This window comes from Anaerolineales bacterium (assembly GCA_019637755.1).
Classification (GTDB): domain Bacteria; phylum Chloroflexota; class Anaerolineae; order Anaerolineales; family UBA11579; genus JAMCZK01.
This window is the reverse complement of the sequence record JAHBVC010000002.1, coordinates 337025-354350: the sequence shown is the minus strand read 5'-3', so window position 1 is coordinate 354350 and position 17326 is coordinate 337025. Positions and strand designations below refer to the sequence as shown.

Below are 17326 nucleotides of genomic sequence, written 5' to 3'. Positions count from 1 at the left end.
GCTGCAAATGCCGAGAAGCGGGGGCTTGTATTACGCCGCACAAACCGGGCACCGTGATTCCATGCCGGTGCTTCTTTTAATCCATGGCGCGGGGGGTAGCACGGCCAGTTGGCCGTACCAACTGCGCCGCCTGCCGGGCTGGCGCGTGATTGCGCCGGATCTGCCCGGGCATGGCAGTTCTTCGCTGGCTTCAATGGAAACGCTCGCCGCCTACGCCGATTGTTTGTGGCAATGGCTGGCTGACCTGGGGATCGAGCAGGCCGTGCTGGCCGGTCATTCAATGGGCGCAGCCATCGCTCTGCTGATGGCGCAGCGTGCCGCGCGGCGCACGCAGGGGCTGGTGCTGTTGGGCGGCGCGGCGCGCTTCTCAGTGAACCCCCACTTAATGGAGACGCTGTTGCACCCCGGCCGCGGCAACGAGGGCGTGCGCAACATCGTGCAATGGTCGTTTGCGCGGCAGAGCCATGCCGCGCTGCGCAGCGCGTACACGCGCCAACTGCTGGCCAACCGTGCCGGCCAGTTGTATGCGGATTTCGTGGCCTGCAGCCACTTTGATTTTGGCGAAGCGGCGCCTGGGCTGCGCGTGCCGGCTTTGCTGCTCAGCGGGGCGGAAGACCAAATGGTCGCGCCGCACCTCTCGCAGGCGCTGGCGCAGCGTTTGCCACTGGCGCGCTACCAAGCCGTGCCTGGCGCGGGGCATATGCTGATGCTTGAGCGCCCGGTGGAGGTGGCCGCCTGCGTGGAGGATGCCTTGCGAAACTGGGAATCACGCTAAAATCGGGCGCAGCGATGATAGCGCGTGTGCAACGCTGGTTAGGCGCCCCCGAACTAGAAGATTCAGAGCTTAGACGTCAGGCCGGGCTTCTCAGCCGTATTCTGGCGGTCTTAATTCCCGCCACCATCTGCTTGGCGCTGCTGTTAACGGTGCTGGCCCCGCACAACCTGACCGGCCGTAATATCGCGCTGGGCGCCATCCTGGTTGAGTTCATTACCCTGGCATTGTTGCGCCGCGGCTGGGTGCAGTTTGCCGGCATCTGTATGCTGCTGGCCCTGTGGGGCTGCATTAGCGCGGCGATGTACTGGGGCGAAGGGGTGCGCAGCGTCTCGATGCTCGGCCAGATTCTGATGATCTTCATGGCCGGCTTGCTGGTGAACGGATCGTTTGCGTCGACGCTGGCACTACTCACCATCCTGTGGAACTACGTCACCGTCCTGTTGCATACCCAGAATGGGGAGCCGCCGACGCTGCTGTTGGACATGCACGCCTATTGGGCGGTGCAATCGCTGTTCTTCATCATGAGCGTGGGGCTCACCCTCACCTACGTCAACCGGTTGCGGGTAGCCTTTGATGAGGCCCAGGCCAAGGAAGACTCGCTCACCACGCGGGTGAGCGAGCTGCATGCTGCCCAGCAGGCCCAGAGCGTGGAAGAGAGCCATCTGCGGCGCAAAGAAGCCATCCTCAAAGCGGTGTCACGCGCCGCGGAGCAACTTTTTCGCCAGCACTCGTTTGCCGAAAGCATTCAGGATGTGCTGGGTGATCTGGGCCAGGCCACCGGGGTTGACCGGGTGCGCATCTTTGAAAATGCCCCGGGCAGTGGTGATAACTTGATGTCGCATGAGTTGGCCGCCTGGGCCAATAGCAACGTCTCCGAATACATGCAATTGGGGCGCTTCAAGAGCACCCATTTTCGCGAGGTGGGGCTCTCGCGCTGGGTCGATCTGCTGTCCAACAATCGCGTAGTCAGCAGCCGGGTGAAAGACCTGCCAGACGGTGAGCGGCGCCGCTTGCAATCGCAGGGATTGAAATCGATCCTGCTCGTGCCGATCTTTGTGCGCGCCGCCTGGTGGGGCTTTATTGGCTTCGATGAGATCAAGACCGAACGCGAATGGACGCTGGATGAAGAAGAAGCGCTGCGGGCGGCGGCTGGCATCCTGGGCGGCGTGATCGAGCGCCAACAGGTCGAGCGCGCCCTGCACCGCAGCCAGCAACACTACCTGGCGATCCTGCAAGACCAGACCGATATGATTTGCCGCTACTCGCCGCAGGGCCTGATCACCTTTGCCAACGAAGCCTATGAACGCTTCTTTAACTTGCCGCCTAAGGGAGCCGAGCACCGCCCGATTTGGAACCAAATGCTCAATCAAGAGGAGGCCGAGGCCCTGCGCGCCAAGATCGACTCGATCTCCGTTGAGCACCCGGCAACCACCAGCCGCAACCTGAGCTTGCGCGCCGATGGCGTGCTGCGCTGGATCGAATGGACCTCGCGCGGCATCTTTGACGAGAACGGTGTGCTGGTGGAAGTGCAAGCGGCCGGCCGCGATGTGGACAACGAAGTGCGCCTGCGCGAACAATTGGAGCGCAACTTGCGCGAGACGGAAACGCAGGCGATGACCGATGCGCTCACCGGCTTGCACAATCGCCGGGCGATCACTGAGCGCGCCGAGTTGGAATGGCGCGGCGCCATGCAAGCGGGGCTGCCGTTTAGCTTGATCTTGCTGGATCTGGATCACCTCAAAGAGATCAATGACACCCACGGCCACCTGATGGGCGATGAAGCGCTCAAGCTGGTGGGCACCCTGCTCAAGACCAGCATGCGCCGCAATGATGTGGCTGGCCGCTGGGGTGGCGATGAGTTCATGCTGCTGCTGCCCGGTTCGGATCAGGAAGTGGCTTTGCAGGTGGCCGAGCGTTTGCGCCAACGCATTGGCCAGGCGCATGTACGCCTGGAAGATGGCGAGACGCTGACCTTGCAGGTCAGCCTGGGAGTCGTGTCAGACCGGGCCGGTGCGCATGCCGAAACGCCGGGTGGCCTGTTCGCCAAGGCTGACCGGGCACTCTACCGCGCCAAGCAAGCCGGGCGCAACCGGGTAGGCGTGGCCTAAAATGCCGCGCCCGCCGCACGCGCCAACGCCGGGGCGGGCCGCGGGTGGGATTGCAAAACCAAAACAGCGGTATAGTTCTGCGGGTTCGTACGTATGCAAGTGATGCGCCGCCTCAAGGACTTGGTGCGGTTAAGCCGCGCTGGGGATATATCAGATGATCTGCGGGGCCGTCTCTTCGGCTACATTTTTTGGGTAATCTTTTTGCTGGCCGTCGTCGGCATTGTGGTCACCGGTGGCCTGTTTCAAGCCAGCCCGGCCGCCCGCGTAGGCCAGGGGCTGATGCTGCTCTTCCTCGGCCTGGTGTGGATCTTGTGGAAGCGTGGGCGCATCACTGCCGCTACCACGTTGATCGTGTGGAGTTTCTGGGGGCTAACCCTACTGGTGGTACTGGGCGAATCCAATCACAATAGCATGTGGATGGTGCCGCAGTTCCTGCTGGTGGTGCTGACCCGTTTCTTGCTCAGTGGGCGGGTGGCAGTGTTCATGGCGCTGCTGACCGCCATCCTCGATTTCCTGATTTTTTCGCTGCCGCTGCGCCAGCGCCTTTTCCCGGGGTTGCAATTGATGGCCTATGAGGGGGAGTTGCCCCCGCTGATCATGAGCGTGCTCTTCCTCGTGTTCATTTTCTTTTTGGGGGATATCGTGCTACGCGAAAGTTTGCTGGGGGCGCGCCGCAATGAAGGCCGCTACCGCTCCCTGTTCGAACACACCAACGATGCCGTCTTTTTGATCGATCCCCAGTTGCGCTACCTCGACGTCAACCAGCAGGGCGCCGCCCTGCTGGGCTATGAGCGCCAGGAGCTGCTCGGCAAGCCGATCGCCGAGGTGATCGCGCCCACCGAAGTGGCCGCCATGAAGGCCAACTTCACCCGCCTGGAGCGCGAGGGCAATGTGCCACTGTTTGAGCGCACCATGATCCGCAAAGACGCCAGCCGCATCATCACCGAAGTAGGTTTGTCGCTGGTGAAGGATGAGGACGGCATGCCGCTGTATCACCAGAGCATTGTGCGCGATATTACCGAGCGCAAACGCCTGGAGGATCAGTTGCGCTTCTCACTGGAAGAGATGCAGACCCTGGCGATGCAAGACCCGCTGACCGGGCTGCTCAACCGCCGCGCCGTGACCGAGCACGCCGAAGCCGAATGGTTCCGCGCCCAGCGTGAGGGCCGCCCGATGTGCCTGGTGCTGGTGGATCTGGATAATCTCAAAGTGATCAACGATGTGCAAGGGCACACCACCGGTGACAAGGTGATCCTGGAGTTGGCCCGCGCCATCAAGATGCAGAAGCGCCGCTATGACTGGGCCGGGCGCTGGGGCGGCGATGAATTCCTGCTGGTATTGCCCGGCGCCACACTCAGCGAGGCGGGCGATGTGGCCGAGCGCGTGCGCAACCAGTACACGCAGAGCCCGCTGGTGAACGGCGCCGGCGAAGACGCCTCAGTGAGCCTGGGGGTCTCGTGCTACTCTGGCCGGCGCGGCGATAGCGTGGATTTCAACCAGTTGCTTAACCAGGCAGACGAAGCGCTCTACAAGGCGAAACAATCCGGCAAAAATCAAGTGCAGCTGTATCGCGATTAAACAAAAAGACCGGGCAAAGCCCGGTCTTTTTTTTCTGGCGTGACTGACTTACTTGTCAGTGAAGGCGCCCAGCAGGCCACCCGCGCCACCCAACACACCGGCGATACCGGTCAGGGTGTCGGCGAAGGGGATTTCCACGCCGAAGTACTTCAGGCCAGCCAAAACGAAAAAGATTGCTTGCAATGCAGTAGTGGGTTTCTGAAGGTTCATCAGAATCTCCTTGGGGGGTCCCTATACGGAATACCGTACCTGCAAAATAAAACACGGCTTGCCCGGCGGGGTTGCGCCCCGTTGCGGCCTGCCGCGTGCTATAGTACGTCTCTCGCGGAGGGTATGTGAAGGTTCGCACAGGTGTTTTGGTACTGCTACTTTTGACGCTAAGCCTGGCCGCTTGCGGCGCCCAGCCACAGCTGGCACAGGCCAGCCAGGCTACCCGCGAGCCCTTTCTGATGGCGGGCGGCGTGTTCCTCAGCGGCCCGCAAGACTTCTTGCTGCCCAGTGAGCTGACCGGCGAAGCCTACGCATTAACCAGCGCCGGCACCGAAGCACCCAATAGCCGCGTGATCGAGATGCGCCCCGATGGCGAAGCCTACATCGCCGCCACCGGCCGCCTGATGGGCTGGCAGCGCCAGTTGGATCGCCGCAGCGGGGCTGGCCCGCTGTACCTGGTGAACGTCGTCAATGTCTATGAGAGCGAGGCCGGCCCGCTGGCGGTACTCAGCCGTGAATGGCACGCCGAAGTTTGGAACCGGCTGGATATGGGCGAGCTGACCCTGCGGCCCGATCTGCCCGGTGTAGACGCTGAGCACCTGGTCTGGCAAGACGGCTCCGGCGGCATTGGTGTGGAGATTGCCTATCACAATCTCTACCTGTTGCTGACCGGGCCTGGCGAAGACGGCGTAGACCAGTACGCCTTCTTTGCTGATTTGGTGCCGCGCTATTTGCAATGGATACGCGAAGGGGAGACCCAGTAAGTAAAATCCCGCCTAACGGCGGGATTTTTGTTTGGCAGTTTTCTTGGTTGCCTTCTTGGCAACCTTCTTTGTTGCTTTTGCCTTGGTTTTTGATTTGGGCTTTGTTTTCGCGGTTGGCGTGGATGAGCTGCCGTTACCGTTGGCTACCCGAATGACAGCCCAGCTGATGGCAAAGAACACCACCAGAATGGCCAGGCAATACAGCGCAACAATTGCGTAGCCGCCCACGTTGCCCGGGTTGAGGAAGGGGTAGGGATACCAGCCCACCAGGCTGCCGCGTACCAGGGTGTAGCCAAGATAGGCGATGGGGAACATGAACCACGGCTTCCAGGCGTCTTTGGCCAGCTTGTGCTGCGGCGGTGACACAAACCAATCCACCACACCCACCACAGGGTTCACATAATGCAGCAGGGTATTAATCCACGGCTCCAGCGAACCCAGGTCAATGTCTCGCAGCAAAATGCCGTAGACGATACCCACCACGGCGATGTACACCACAGAAGCGCCGCGCGCCGATTCCTGGGTGCGCGTTGGAGTTTGCTTCTGCCACAGCAACAGACCGCCAATCACAAAGATGGCGGCCAGAAACAGGTTGCTTAGGTTGGTGAAGTAGCTGAAGTAGTTGACCGGGTCATAACCCAACCGCAGATGAGTGCCCAGTTGCAAGTCTACTGCGTAAAAAGTGAGCAGGCCAAAGAATAAACGAACAACGATGAGGGTTTTGCGCTTGTCCATAACCCCATTGTAGGCGGGTTTGGCGGCGCAATGCAATAGGCTAACTGTCCAGGCGCATCAGCACTTCGTCTACATTGGCGTTGCGGATGTCAGAGAAGCTGCGTTCTTCGCCTGTGCGCACAAAGCCGCACTTCTCCAGCACGCGCAATGAGGCCAGGTTGTCTTTGACGGCGCGCGCACACAATGGGCGCTGGCGATACTCCTGCAGGAACAGGCGTACCGCCTGGGTGGCGATGTCGCGGCCCCAGTGCTCGCGCCCCAGCCAGTAGGCCAGGTCGTTCTCGCCGAACATCACAAACGTGATGATGTTGCCAACCACCTCGCCATCGGCGAGAATGGTACGTGCTACGCCGTCTGGGTTGGCGAGGATGCGCTCCCAGCGGGCGGCGTGGGCCTCGGCGTCCAACGCGGTTGGCGTGCCGAAGGCGGCCATGTAGCGCGAGCCTTCATCGGCCTGGTGCACGAGGAATACGGGGAAGTCTGTTTCTTCTACTGGGCGCAGGGTTATGATTGCCACGCCGCCATGATAGCGCAAATGGTCTATTCGGCAGTGGTGTTGATGGATAACAAAAATCCCGCCTAGCGGCGGGATTTTTGTTTGGCAGCTTTCTTTACTGCCTTCTTGGCGACTTTCTTGGTAGCTTTCTTTGCAGCCTTTTTCTTGGCCGGGGCTTTCGCCTTGGCAGGCGCCTTCGAAGCCACCGTGGCCGCAACCGGGGCCGCAGCTGGCGTGCGGGTGAGCTTGAGCACCAGGCCGCTAAACAGCAGGAACAGAAGGGTGATGCCCACGCTGTACAGCGCTACACCGCCATAGCCACCTTGGCGAACCGGGTCAAAGAACGAGTAGGGATACCAATTCACCAGCGCCCCGCGTACCAGGCTGTAGAGCAGATACCCGAGAGGGAATATCAGCCAGTAGACCCACACATTCTTGGGCAGCTTCTGCTGCGGCGGGTAGAGCAACCAGTCCAGCAGAGCCACGACAGGGTTGATGTAATGCACCACCAGGTTGTTCCAGGTGAGTTCGGAACCCAGGCTGCGGCGCAGCAAGGCCTCGTACACCAGACCGACAACGAGGATAAAGACCACCGAGCCGCCGCGCAGCATTTCTTGCTTGACGGTGGGCTTGCGGTTTTGCAGCAGGGTCCACGCCCCGCTGAGGTACACAAACACAAGAATAATGTTTGTGAGGTGGGTGAAGTAGCTAAAGAAATTGACCACCTCGCCGCCCATGCTGCCAAACTGGCGGATGAGCGCGGCGATGGTCGCTACTCCTAAAATAATGCGTAATGCGATAATGAATTTTCGTTTGTCCATAGGCCCATTGTATGCAAAGCGGCGGCGGGCGCAATCAGCAGAATCGCCAGCCTTAGCCGCGCCCCAGGCTGCGAAACGGGTTGGCGTGCGCAGCCGGGCGCGGCGGGCGCGGCGGAATGTGGCTGCGGCCGACGTGCAGCATCCAGGCCACCGCGTCGAGCGTATCGTCATGCTCGCCGTTGGGCCAGCGCAGCCACTCATCCCGAAACGCACGCAGAAACGGTGTTTCTACATTAGCAATGCGGGCGCGGCCATTTTGGAACAGCGGCGCCATGCCCGCCTCGAAGCGGCGGCCCTTGCTTTTGCCGCCGGGGTGCAGCGGCAGCAGTGGCAGGCTGGAAGTGCGCAGCATGAGGTGATAGAACTCCTCTCCTTTGCCCACCGCCTCTACGCCGATCATCTGGGTCGAGGGATATTGCGCCGCCAGGGCGCGCAGTTGCTGCTCGGCTTCGCCCTGGCTGACTTGGGCGCGGAAGCCATCCACCAGCACGATGCCGCCGCCGGGCAGCACGCGGCCGATGGCCACGGCGAAATAATCGCGCCGCCGACCAATCAGCTCATCCGCGGTACTGGCATAGTCCACCCCCATCACCACCGGCCAGCGCGGGTTGATCTTTTCGTGCGGGTAGGGCAGCAGCCATTCCGGCTTGAGGTGCAGGCCTTGGGCCGCTTCCAGATCCAGCAGGTACATGCGTGCAAACTCCGCCTCTCCGCTGAGTTTGCGCAGCTTGCGGATGGCGGCTTTGGGAAACTTGCTGGGCCATTGCGGGGTCTGGCCGCGCAGGATCGGCGTGCTGGCGCTTTTGAAGCGCCCGGTGGCGGCCAGATAGGCCAGGGCATCGTTCTCCTGCCAGGGCGTGCCCACCACCAGCAGCCAGGTCTCTGGCGTGGCGGTGGGCAGGATCGTGCCGGTGAGGATCTTCACCACTGTGTCCAGCTCGCGCACCGAGCGCGTATTGGTCTCATCGTGGATGTCGTCTACCAACAGCAAGCCGGTAGGGTGCTTGCCGATGATGGCGCGTGATTTGTAACCCAGGCCCACCAGTGTGGGGTCTTTGCCTTTGTCGCGAGCACAGCGCGCCCGCCATGCGGCATAGTCGTAGTGCGTATTGTTGAGCTCGTAGCCTTCGGCGCCCCAGCTCACTTTGCGGTCTGGCACCAGGTGCGGGAAGGCCGCCTGCCAGCCGGGGTTGTGCGCGATCAGCTCGGCGATCTGGGCACTGGTGTCGTGCGCGATGGCATCGCTGGCTTGCACCAGCAAGTGGCTTTGGCTGGGCTGCAACCCAATGCGAAAGGCGCTGAAGGCAATGCTGAGCGCGGTGGTTTTGCCTGAGCCGCGGAAGGCGGTGACCACCAGGCCTTTGCCGGCGGCGCGGGCGGCGTACAGCGGCTTGACCCAATCGCGCCGCGCGTGGGCCGGCAGTGGGCGTTGGTAGAGCATTTCATAAAAGCGCGCAAAATCTTCGGCGTGATCCTGCAGATCGATTGCCATAAAGCCCCCTGTAGTGAATAGTTTTTTTCTGATATAACGACTTTTTATCTTTCCAGTAAAAGTTGGGGCAATATGTCAAGTGCTTGGGGTACATGATGGCAAAGGTGCGCATTGGTCTCTTGATCCTGGCGGCGTTGATCGCCGTAGCTTGCAAAACGGTGTCACAAGCGGGGCGCGTGCAGGCGCCTACGCTGCAGGCGCTTCAACCCAGCCAGGAGCCGCTCAGGGAAACCGCAACTGACTACGATCACGGTGATGCGTACGAAATCATCCGCGCCATCGATTTTGCGCTGCAGAATAACCGGCCAGACATCCTGCGAGACATGGTGCAGGCCGAGAATGTCTTCTACTCTCGCTTTGAGGGTGAGGGCAATACCATCGTTACCCGCCAGGAATTCTATGAAGCCTTGCAACAACGCGTAGGCAACGGCGCGGCGTGCCAGGGCTATATGTTTGTGCCGTCCATGCCGTGGATGCTGGTGTGGGTGGAGGGGTGGAACCCGGCCTGGGTGCAAACAGACTATTGCGATATCAGCGGGTGCTACGTCCTCGATGAACCCTGGGAGTCGAGCAGTACCGGGCTGGTCTTCGATGGCGAGAGCGGGGAATGGGAATTGATCGGCGTGTACAACACGCCATCGCGCGGCAATGATTTGATCGCATGTAGCCAGGTAACCTCTTCCGCGATAACGGCTCCCGAAAACGGCATGGGACGCGCCGGCTTTGTAGATTTGAGCTGCGCGGGAGCCCCCGCACAGCGCTTAGTCGTGGGGGCGCATGCCCAGGTATGCACCCTGCGCGATAGCGTGTTCATGCGCAGTTCGCCCAGCCGCTCAGCCGATCGCATCGGCCGCTATGCCCCCGGCAGCACGCTGGAGGTTATGTATGGCCCAATTTGCGCCGACGACTGGTCGTGGTGGCAGGTGCGCGATGAAAGCGGCCAAACCGGCTGGATGTCTGAAGGGGGCGATGCCATCGATCCGTACTTTCTCTGCCCGCAACCCTGAATTTCATCTGCTATAATCTCCTTCTTACAAGGCCCTGCCCCGTGCAGGGTCTTTTTAATGGGAAGACTTTTATGAAAACACCTCGAGACGATTTACGAAATATTGCCATTATTGCCCATGTAGACCATGGCAAAACCACCCTGGTGGATGGCTTGTTGCGCCAGGCGCGTGTGTTCCGTGAGAACCAGCAGGTAGCCGAACGCGTGATGGACTCCAATGACTTGGAACGCGAACGCGGCATCACCATCCTGGCCAAGAACACCGCCATTCAAATTATCAACCCGGCAACCAACACCCCCGTAAAGATCAACATCGTAGATACCCCCGGCCACGCTGATTTCGGCGGCGAGGTCGAGCGCGTGATGAACATGGTGGATGGTGTGTTGCTGCTGGTGGATGCCGCCGAAGGCCCGCGCCCGCAGACACGCTTTGTGCTGAAAAAGGCGCTGGAGATGGGCCTGCGCGCCATCGTGGTGATCAACAAAGTAGACCGCAAAGACGCCGACGTAGCGCGCACGCTCAACGAGACCTTTGACCTGTTTGTCGATCTGGGGGCCACCGATGCCCAGGCCGATTTCCCGGTGGTGTATGCCATCGGCGCCCAGCAGCGCGCCGGCCTGACGCCGGAGCTTGGGCCGGATCTGCAGCCCTTGTTCGAAACGATCCTCAACGAAGTGCCGCCCCCGGTGGTGGATGCGGACGCGCCGCTGCAGATGCTGGTGACCACGCTGGATTATGACAACTACCGCGGCCAGACCGCCATCGGGCGTATTTTCGCCGGGCGCATGCAAGTGAGCCAGACGGTGGCGCGCCTGACGCTGGACGGGCGCAACTTGCCCGAAGTGTTGCGCTACCTGTACTTGCAGGATGGTTTGCAGCGCGTGGAAGTGCAAGAGGCGCGCGCCGGCGACATTGTGGCCGTGGCCGGCCTGGAAGGTATTGCCATCGGCGAAACCCTGGCCGACCGTGAGCACGCTGTGGCGCTGCCCGGCATCACCGTGGAAGAGCCAACCGTGCGTATGGCCTTCGGCGTCAACACCTCGCCGTTTGCTGGTCGCGAAGGCAAGTGGGGCACCAGCCGCAAGCTGCGTGAGCGCCTCTACAACGAGCTGCGTAGCAATCTTTCGTTGCGCGTAGAGGATACCGAGAGCGCCGATACCTTCATTGTCTCCGGGCGCGGCGAGCTGCACCTGGCGATCCTGATCGAGACCATGCGCCGCGAGGGCTACGAATTCCATGTGGCCCGCCCGGAAGTGATCCTCAAAAAAGATGGCGAAGGCAATACGCTGGAGCCGTTCGAAGAAGTGCATATCGAAACCGGGCCGGACACGGCCGGCGTGGTGGTGGAAATGATGGGGCGGCGGCGCGGCGAAATGCAGCAGATGATGGAAGGCCCGGCCGGTAGCACCTTGATGACCTTTGTTGTGCCCACGCGTGGTTTGCTCGGCTTTCGCCAGCAGTTCCTCACCGCCACGCGCGGCCGCGGCATCATGAACACGCTGTTTGCCGGCTATCGCCCGGTGGCGGGCACGATCACCTCGCGGGCGCGCGGCTCATTGATCGCCTATGAGACCGGCACGGCGGTGACCTATGGCTTGCGCGCCGCCGAAGAGCGCGGCATCCTCTACATCAGCGCGGGCACGGAAGTGTATGCCGGCATGGTCGTGGGCGAGCAGCCGCGCGAAGGCGACCTGGAAGTCAATGTGTGCAAGACCAAGAAGCTCACCGGCGTGCGCGCCGATAGCCGCGGCGAGATCGAGCAGCGCCTGACCCCGCCACGGGTGATGAGCCTGGACGAGTCGATCGAGCAGTTGGCGGACGACGAGTTGCTTGAGGTCACCCCGCAGAGTCTGCGCATTCGCAAGAAGATCCTGGATATGCATGTGCGCGGCCGCGAGGCCAAGCGCGCCAAACAAGCCCTGGAGTAAGGGCGCGCAACTACTCTGTTTTGCGGTTGGTGGTGAGCCAATTCTTTGTCAGGAAGAGCAGCGTGAGGGTGAATAGCTGCCAGCGCCGGGCCAGCGATAACGCATCCCAGCTATCTGTCAGTTTTCTTAGGCCGACCTGTACGTGAGGCTGATTCTTCATTTCCCGCCTTCAGCAGCTTCTCGGCCGCGGCCAGAAGCTGTTGCTGTTGTTCAGCTGTCAACTGGCTCCAGTTGCGCGTGATAAAACGCAGCTTAGGGTCAGGATGCTGAAGGCCCAGTATATCGTAAACTTCTGGGCCTAAGCGCTGGGCGAGCTTGCGGGTGTTTTCGCGAGTGGGCTTGCGAATGCCGTTGAGGTAGTGGCTGAGCAGCGGCGCCGAGAGGCCTAGATGGTCAGCAAACTGGGCCAGGGTAGCACGCTTGCCGCGCGCACTTTGCCACTCAATGTATTTTTGCTCCAACCAAGCCGGGAATTCCAGCGTCTCCATGCGGGCCGTCCTTGTGTTCGTGCTAACCCCTTTCGATACCACCAAGATTAGACAATACCTTTTGTCAACTCAGCGTATACGTACTATACCCAGCGTAATGCCTGGGTGAGTTAACACTAACGTTGGGTGCCCTCGATCTGTTCCAGGCGTTTTTGGGCGCTGATGTCCAGCGAGAGGATCAGGGCGCCATCCGGCCAGGGCAGGATGTTGAGATCGAACCAGGCTTCGCTGCCATCCGGGTAGGTGAAGTGATTGAGCATGCGCTCGGGCATGCCGGTCTCCATCACCTCTTTGAGCTTGGCAAACATCTCGGTATTCTCGATGCCGGGGTAGACCTCCATCATCGTTTTGCCGAGCAGCTCTTCCCAGGGGCGTTTGCCGTGCTCGAGGATCACTTCGTTAAGGAACAAATAGCGAAAATCGCGGCTGACGATCTGGCAGCCTTCCAACAGGCGGTTGAAAAAGGCGTAGTCTTGTAGGGTGATCTTGTTTTTATCCATCAACAACTCCGTCCTGCGTAGGTGCCCCGTTCCATTGGAAGAGCAGCAGGCATAGCAGTGGTAGCACCAGCAGTTGCAAGGGCGTATCGCCCAGGCGATAGAACAGCCAGGGGCTGAGCATGAGGCCAAGCAGCAAAGCGTCTTGCGGCCGGTGCGGGTGTGGCTGCAATGATAAAGCAAATAACACCACGATTAATAGACTCAATGTATAGGTTCCGGTTTGCGGCAGCAACAACAGCGCAGCCAGCAGGGCCGCCAGGCTAAACCCCACAAAATGGGAGCCTGGGGCGCGCAAATAGGCGCGCAGCCAATGCAGCAGCCAGCCGGCCACCAGCACAGTGAAGCCCCAGGCGGCCCAGGGGGCGCCGAGCAAACTGGGTGGCCATACCAGGCTGCTATACCCAGAGTAATTGCCCACCGCGGTGAGGAAATCAGGCAGCCACCAGCCGATGCGCAGGCTGCTGGCCAGCGTGAGCAGCGCCAGGCTGCCCAGGAAGCTGGCCAGGCCGCGCCAGCGCCCGCGCAGGGCCACCGCGCCGAGCAGTACCAGCGCCAGCGGGCCGGAGAGCGAAGGTGGCACGGTGGCAAGAGCGAAGGCCAACCCGGCCCAGGCGTCTTTGTTCCGGGTCAGCAAGTAGATGCCCAGTGAGAGCAAGAGCAGTAGTGTGCCGGTGAATTGACCGATGACAAACACGATCATTGGATAGCGGAAGACCAGCACCAGCCCGACCAGCAAATAGGCCAGGCGCAGCGGCGAAGGGCGCACCCGTAAGATGGCCAGCCAGACCAGCGGCGTCACCAAGAAAGCCCACAACTGCAAGGCCATCCATATCGGGATGGCTAGGTTGGCAGGCAGCGCCACCAGCGGCCCCAGCAGCAGGCTTGCGTAAGCAGGGTAGACCAAGCGGTGCTGGTCGGTGCCGGCGGGCAATCGCGTGCCGAACATGCCGCGCTGGATGCGCTCGGTGACGGCGGGCTGGTAGGGGGTTTCGCCGGCCCACACCGCCCGGCCCGCTACCCAGTGCGGGTAGAAATCGAAGCGGTTTTGCCGTTGTGGCACGATGCTAGCGGCGCTGAACGTGGCAATCCCGGCCAGGATGGCCAGGTTAACTAGCACCAGCGCCAAGAGGGTGGATTTCTTCACAACTGCGCCCAGTGTAAGTGGCGGCCAGCGCATGCGCCGCAGAAAATATGGGCCAGTTTATAATTTTGCCAAGGAGACTCCCGCTATGATGCCAATTGGTGATGACAATTCGGGCCGTCGCAGCACCCCGGTAGTGACCTATGCGCTGGTTGCGCTGAACATTCTGGTCTTTGGGTTGGAGTATTTGCTGGGCGATGCTTTTATTGTGGAATGGGCGTTTGTGCCGGCGCGCTTTGTACAGAACCCCATTTGGGAATCGACCACGATCTTTAGCGCCATGTTCATGCACGCCGGGCTGATGCACTTGGCCGGCAATATGCTCTATCTGTGGATCTTTGGCGATAACGTTGAGGACAACTTCGGCTCGCTCAAGTTCCTCATTTTTTATCTACTCAGTGGCATTGGCGCCACGGTGCTGCAATTTGTCTTCAATCCTGCCTCGAACATTCCGAACCTGGGCGCCTCCGGCGCGATTGCCGGCGTACTGGGCGCCTATCTGGTGATGTTCCCAGGGCGGCGCATTAATGTGCTGCTGGGCCGCTTTATCACTCAGATGAACGCGCTGATCGTGATCGGTTTTTGGTTCGTGCTGCAGCTCTTCAGTGGCCTGGGCTCGCTGGACCCCGGCGCGGCGGATACCGGCGGCGTGGCCTACATGGCCCACATCGGCGGCTTCATTGCTGGCCTACTGCTCTCGTTTATCTTTCGTGACCGCCAGCGGCTGCGCGAACTTGCGCCGCCGCAAAATCGCGGGCGCTACATCGGATACTAGAAAAAGACGGCCTAACGGCCGTCTTTTTTGCAAGAATTTTCATCTTCTTCACCACAAAGACACAAAGGACACAAAGACACAAAGATTGCTTTGTGTGCTTGTGTTTGGGGTGCTTGACAAAGCGAGCTTAATCTTGGGGATTGGCTGGATACTGGCTACACTGCCAAAAAAGGGGGAACGATGCAAGAGCTAGCCTACTTTCAAACTGTCGCTTCACACATGATCGCCGCCGACCGCGAGCGCGATGAAATGCTGCGCGCCATGGACGCCATGTGGCACAACCGCTGGCAACTACCGCCGCCGCTGCAGGCGGTGGGCTGGGTGCACAAAGTGGTCAGCACCGATCCGCACGACGCGGTGCGGGCGGGCACACGCGTACTCAGCTCGGTGGCGCCGCGCATCACCGTGCAGCCGCTGGGCGGGCGCAGCGCCCGCAGCCAGGCCGAGCGCATTGAGCGCGCCCTGGCCTGGCACTTCCGCAATGCCAGCCGCCGGCGGCGGGCTAGCGTGCTGCGCGATGTGGTGCTGAGTGCCCTGCTGTACGATGAGGTAGTGGCGCAGGTGGTCTACCTGCCGGCGCAGCAGCAGGCGGCGCAATGGTTGGGCGCCGGCGCGCCACACGCGGCGGCGCAGCGTTTTGGGCCGTTTGCCATCATCGTGCGCAACCCGCAGGATGTGCACGTGCGCTACTCCGACTGGATGCCCGAGGCCGTGCTGCTCAAGCAACTGATGCCACTGGAGGAAGCGCTGGCCTTCTGGGGGCAGGCCCTGGCCAGCCAGCTCAAGCAAGCCCGCCCGGCAGGCCGCGGCGGGCCGTTGCGCAAGAGCGCGGCGTTCACGCATGTGAGCGTATACGACTACATGGATACGCAGCAGCGCACCGTGTGGGCAGTGCCGCAAAGCGATGCCAGCGCCCTGGCCGACCCGGGTGGCACGCCGGAGGCGGGGGCGCGGCTGATCCTGCAGGAGGAGCACGGGCTGGGTTTCTTGCCCTGGGCCGCCAAGGTGGGCGGCACCACGCTGCATCGCGGCAGCCACCAGCGTATCCCTTTGCTGGCCAGCATCTACCAATCGCGCCAGTGGGATACCCAAAACATCGTGGAGACCTTACTGGCTTCTGAAGTCATCGCCTATGCCGCCGCGCCGCGGCTGAAGGTAGAAGGCCCCAGTGCCGAGGTGGATGTGGATTACGGCGAACCCGGCCGCATCGTGCACGTGCCGCCGGGGCACCAGCTCAACCCGCTGGCCGCCCCGGGGCTGGATGAGAGCTTGGCACGCATCGCCGAGCGCGTGGCGGAGCGCATGGGCAAGAGCACCGTGCCACGCGTGCTGCAAACTGCTGATTTCCCGCTGGGGGCGGCGTTCGCCACGCTCAACCTGGCGACGCAGAGCGGCATCAAGAGTCTGACGCCCTACAAGGAATTGGCCCAGGATGCGTTGGCCGAGGTGTTCCAACTGATGCTCAATTGGGTGCAGCACAGCCAGCAGCCGCTGGAGGCGCACATCAGCCAGCGCGGACGCAGTGAGACGATCACGTTGGATCCGCGCAAGCTGGATCTGAGCCAGGTGCTGATCGATGTGGAGCTGACCGCCGATGTGCCCACTGACCGCATGGCGCGCATCAACGCCGCCAGCATGGCAGTACGCGATCTGGGCTACAGCCGCGAGCGGGCGCTGGAGCAGATCGGCGAGACGGATGCCAAGGAGGTGATGGCGCAGGCCGAGCAGGAGCAATTGGCCGCGGCGCAACTGGAGCTGCGCAAGCGCCGCCTGCTGGCCGAGCTGGATGGCCCCGCGGAACCGCCGGCGAGCGCCAGCCGGCGCGGATTTGACCCGGCGGCCGGCGGCTTGCCGCCGGTGATGGCCAATCCGGATGCGGTAGCCGGCGCCAATACGAAGTAGGCGCGCCCCTGGGGTGATGGCCGTTTAAACAACGAGGGATCCTTTGGGGCTATGCCCCGAAGGATCCCTCGGCTTATTTTTACGTAAAGATCAGCTCAGTTCCTGGCGGGCGCCCAGCACCCAGGCCGAGGGATGCTGCTCAAAGCCGATGCGCGGGTAATAGCCCACGGCAGCGGGGGCTGCCAGCAGGATGATCTTGGCGTCGGGCTCCAGGGCGGCCTGGGTCTCGCGGATCAGTTGCTTGCCAATGCCGCTGCGTTGCTGGCTAGCATCCACGGCCAGGTCTGACAGATAGCAGCAATAGGCCCAATCGGTGACTGAGCGGGCAATGCCCACCAGCTTTTCGCCGTCCCAGGCGCTTACCGTCAGGTTGGCATGCTGCAGCATGCGTGCCATACGGGCGGCATCGTCCACCGGGCGGCGTTCGCCCAGGGTGCTGGCGCGGTAGAGTGCAATGGCGGTTTCAGTGTCTATCGGGGTATTCACTTTGTAGATGATCGGCATGGGTTCCTCAGGGTGAACGGGACAAATAAGCCCCTAGCTGAGGACAATCATACCTAAGAAGAAACGCGCTTTTCTCCTACAGTGGTGGGAACATCACTCAAT

17 protein-coding genes are annotated in these 17326 nt (G+C 61.5%); 8 read left to right on the top strand and 9 right to left on the bottom strand.

Annotated elements, in window-relative coordinates; all coding sequences use genetic code 11:
• Positions 1-7 precede the first annotated feature (7 nt).
• The 3 genes from KF821_09625 (at position 8) to KF821_09615 (ending at position 4461) form a co-directional block, all read left to right on the top strand.
• On the top strand, positions 8-775 hold the full coding sequence (locus KF821_09625) for an alpha/beta hydrolase (GenBank protein MBX3006068.1): 768 nt from the start codon (positions 8-10) through the stop codon (positions 773-775).
• A 14-nt stretch (positions 776-789) separates the two neighbouring features.
• Complete coding sequence (locus KF821_09620; protein ID MBX3006067.1) at positions 790-2883, top strand: diguanylate cyclase; 2094 nt, start codon at positions 790-792, stop codon at positions 2881-2883.
• Between the two features lie 93 nt (positions 2884-2976).
• Complete coding sequence (locus KF821_09615) at positions 2977-4461, top strand: diguanylate cyclase (GenBank protein MBX3006066.1); 1485 nt, start codon at positions 2977-2979, stop codon at positions 4459-4461.
• A gap of 48 nt (positions 4462-4509) precedes the next feature.
• On the opposite strand, the gene KF821_09610 is transcribed toward KF821_09615, so the two are convergent.
• Positions 4510-4671 (bottom strand): hypothetical protein, encoded by a 162-nt coding sequence (locus KF821_09610; protein ID MBX3006065.1) that lies wholly within the window; start codon positions 4669-4671, stop codon positions 4510-4512.
• 125 nt (positions 4672-4796) lie between these two features.
• Here KF821_09610 and KF821_09605 point away from each other — a divergent pair, with 125 nt between their 5' ends.
• The gene (locus KF821_09605; protein ID MBX3006064.1) at positions 4797-5435 is read left to right on the top strand and encodes a hypothetical protein; all 639 of its coding nucleotides are present in this window, start codon (positions 4797-4799) and stop codon (positions 5433-5435) included.
• A 12-nt stretch (positions 5436-5447) separates the two neighbouring features.
• Here KF821_09605 and KF821_09600 read toward each other — a convergent pair whose 3' ends face one another.
• The 4 genes from KF821_09600 to KF821_09585 all read right to left on the bottom strand — a co-directional run bounded on the left by KF821_09600 (position 5448) and on the right by KF821_09585 (position 8979).
• On the bottom strand, positions 5448-6170 hold the full coding sequence (locus KF821_09600) for a Pr6Pr family membrane protein (protein ID MBX3006063.1): 723 nt from the start codon (positions 6168-6170) through the stop codon (positions 5448-5450).
• Between the two features lie 40 nt (positions 6171-6210).
• Positions 6211-6687, bottom strand: coding sequence for a GNAT family N-acetyltransferase (locus KF821_09595; GenBank protein MBX3006062.1), 477 nt, complete (start codon positions 6685-6687; stop codon positions 6211-6213).
• Positions 6688-6749: 62 nt separating this feature from the next.
• Entirely contained in the window at positions 6750-7487 is a 738-nt protein-coding gene (locus tag KF821_09590) for a Pr6Pr family membrane protein (protein MBX3006061.1), read from the bottom strand.
• Between the two features lie 52 nt (positions 7488-7539).
• Positions 7540-8979 (bottom strand): hypothetical protein, encoded by a 1440-nt coding sequence (locus tag KF821_09585; protein MBX3006060.1) that lies wholly within the window; start codon positions 8977-8979, stop codon positions 7540-7542.
• A gap of 95 nt (positions 8980-9074) precedes the next feature.
• Here KF821_09585 and KF821_09580 point away from each other — a divergent pair, with 95 nt between their 5' ends.
• Positions 9075-9986, top strand: a complete 912-nt coding sequence (locus KF821_09580) for an SH3 domain-containing protein (protein MBX3006059.1) — start codon at positions 9075-9077, stop codon at positions 9984-9986.
• Between the two features lie 71 nt (positions 9987-10057).
• Positions 10058-11914 (top strand): translational GTPase TypA, encoded by a 1857-nt coding sequence (typA, locus tag KF821_09575; protein MBX3006058.1) that lies wholly within the window; start codon positions 10058-10060, stop codon positions 11912-11914.
• 110 nt (positions 11915-12024) lie between these two features.
• Here the strand turns inward: typA and KF821_09570 are convergent, their stop codons facing one another.
• From KF821_09570 to KF821_09560, 3 genes are all read right to left on the bottom strand, one after another.
• Positions 12025-12402 carry a helix-turn-helix transcriptional regulator gene (locus KF821_09570; protein MBX3006057.1) on the bottom strand — a complete coding sequence of 126 codons (378 nt, stop codon included), beginning with the start codon at positions 12400-12402 and terminating at the stop codon, positions 12025-12027.
• 116 nt (positions 12403-12518) lie between these two features.
• Complete coding sequence (locus KF821_09565) at positions 12519-12902, bottom strand: PAS domain-containing protein (protein ID MBX3006056.1); 384 nt, start codon at positions 12900-12902, stop codon at positions 12519-12521.
• The gene (locus KF821_09560; protein MBX3006055.1) at positions 12895-14046 is read right to left on the bottom strand and encodes a DUF2029 domain-containing protein; all 1152 of its coding nucleotides are present in this window, start codon (positions 14044-14046) and stop codon (positions 12895-12897) included. Before KF821_09560 ends, KF821_09565 begins: the two co-directional genes overlap by 8 nt.
• A gap of 85 nt (positions 14047-14131) precedes the next feature.
• Here KF821_09560 and KF821_09555 point away from each other — a divergent pair, with 85 nt between their 5' ends.
• Together KF821_09555 and KF821_09550 are read left to right on the top strand one after the other, a co-directional pair.
• Positions 14132-14818, top strand: coding sequence for a rhomboid family intramembrane serine protease (locus KF821_09555; GenBank protein MBX3006054.1), 687 nt, complete (start codon positions 14132-14134; stop codon positions 14816-14818).
• Between the two features lie 180 nt (positions 14819-14998).
• Positions 14999-16720 (top strand): hypothetical protein, encoded by a 1722-nt coding sequence (locus tag KF821_09550; GenBank protein ID MBX3006053.1) that lies wholly within the window; start codon positions 14999-15001, stop codon positions 16718-16720.
• Between the two features lie 90 nt (positions 16721-16810).
• On the opposite strand, the gene KF821_09545 is transcribed toward KF821_09550, so the two are convergent.
• Positions 16811-17224 carry a GNAT family N-acetyltransferase gene (locus tag KF821_09545; protein ID MBX3006052.1) on the bottom strand — a complete coding sequence of 138 codons (414 nt, stop codon included), beginning with the start codon at positions 17222-17224 and terminating at the stop codon, positions 16811-16813.
• Positions 17225-17326 lie beyond the last annotated feature (102 nt).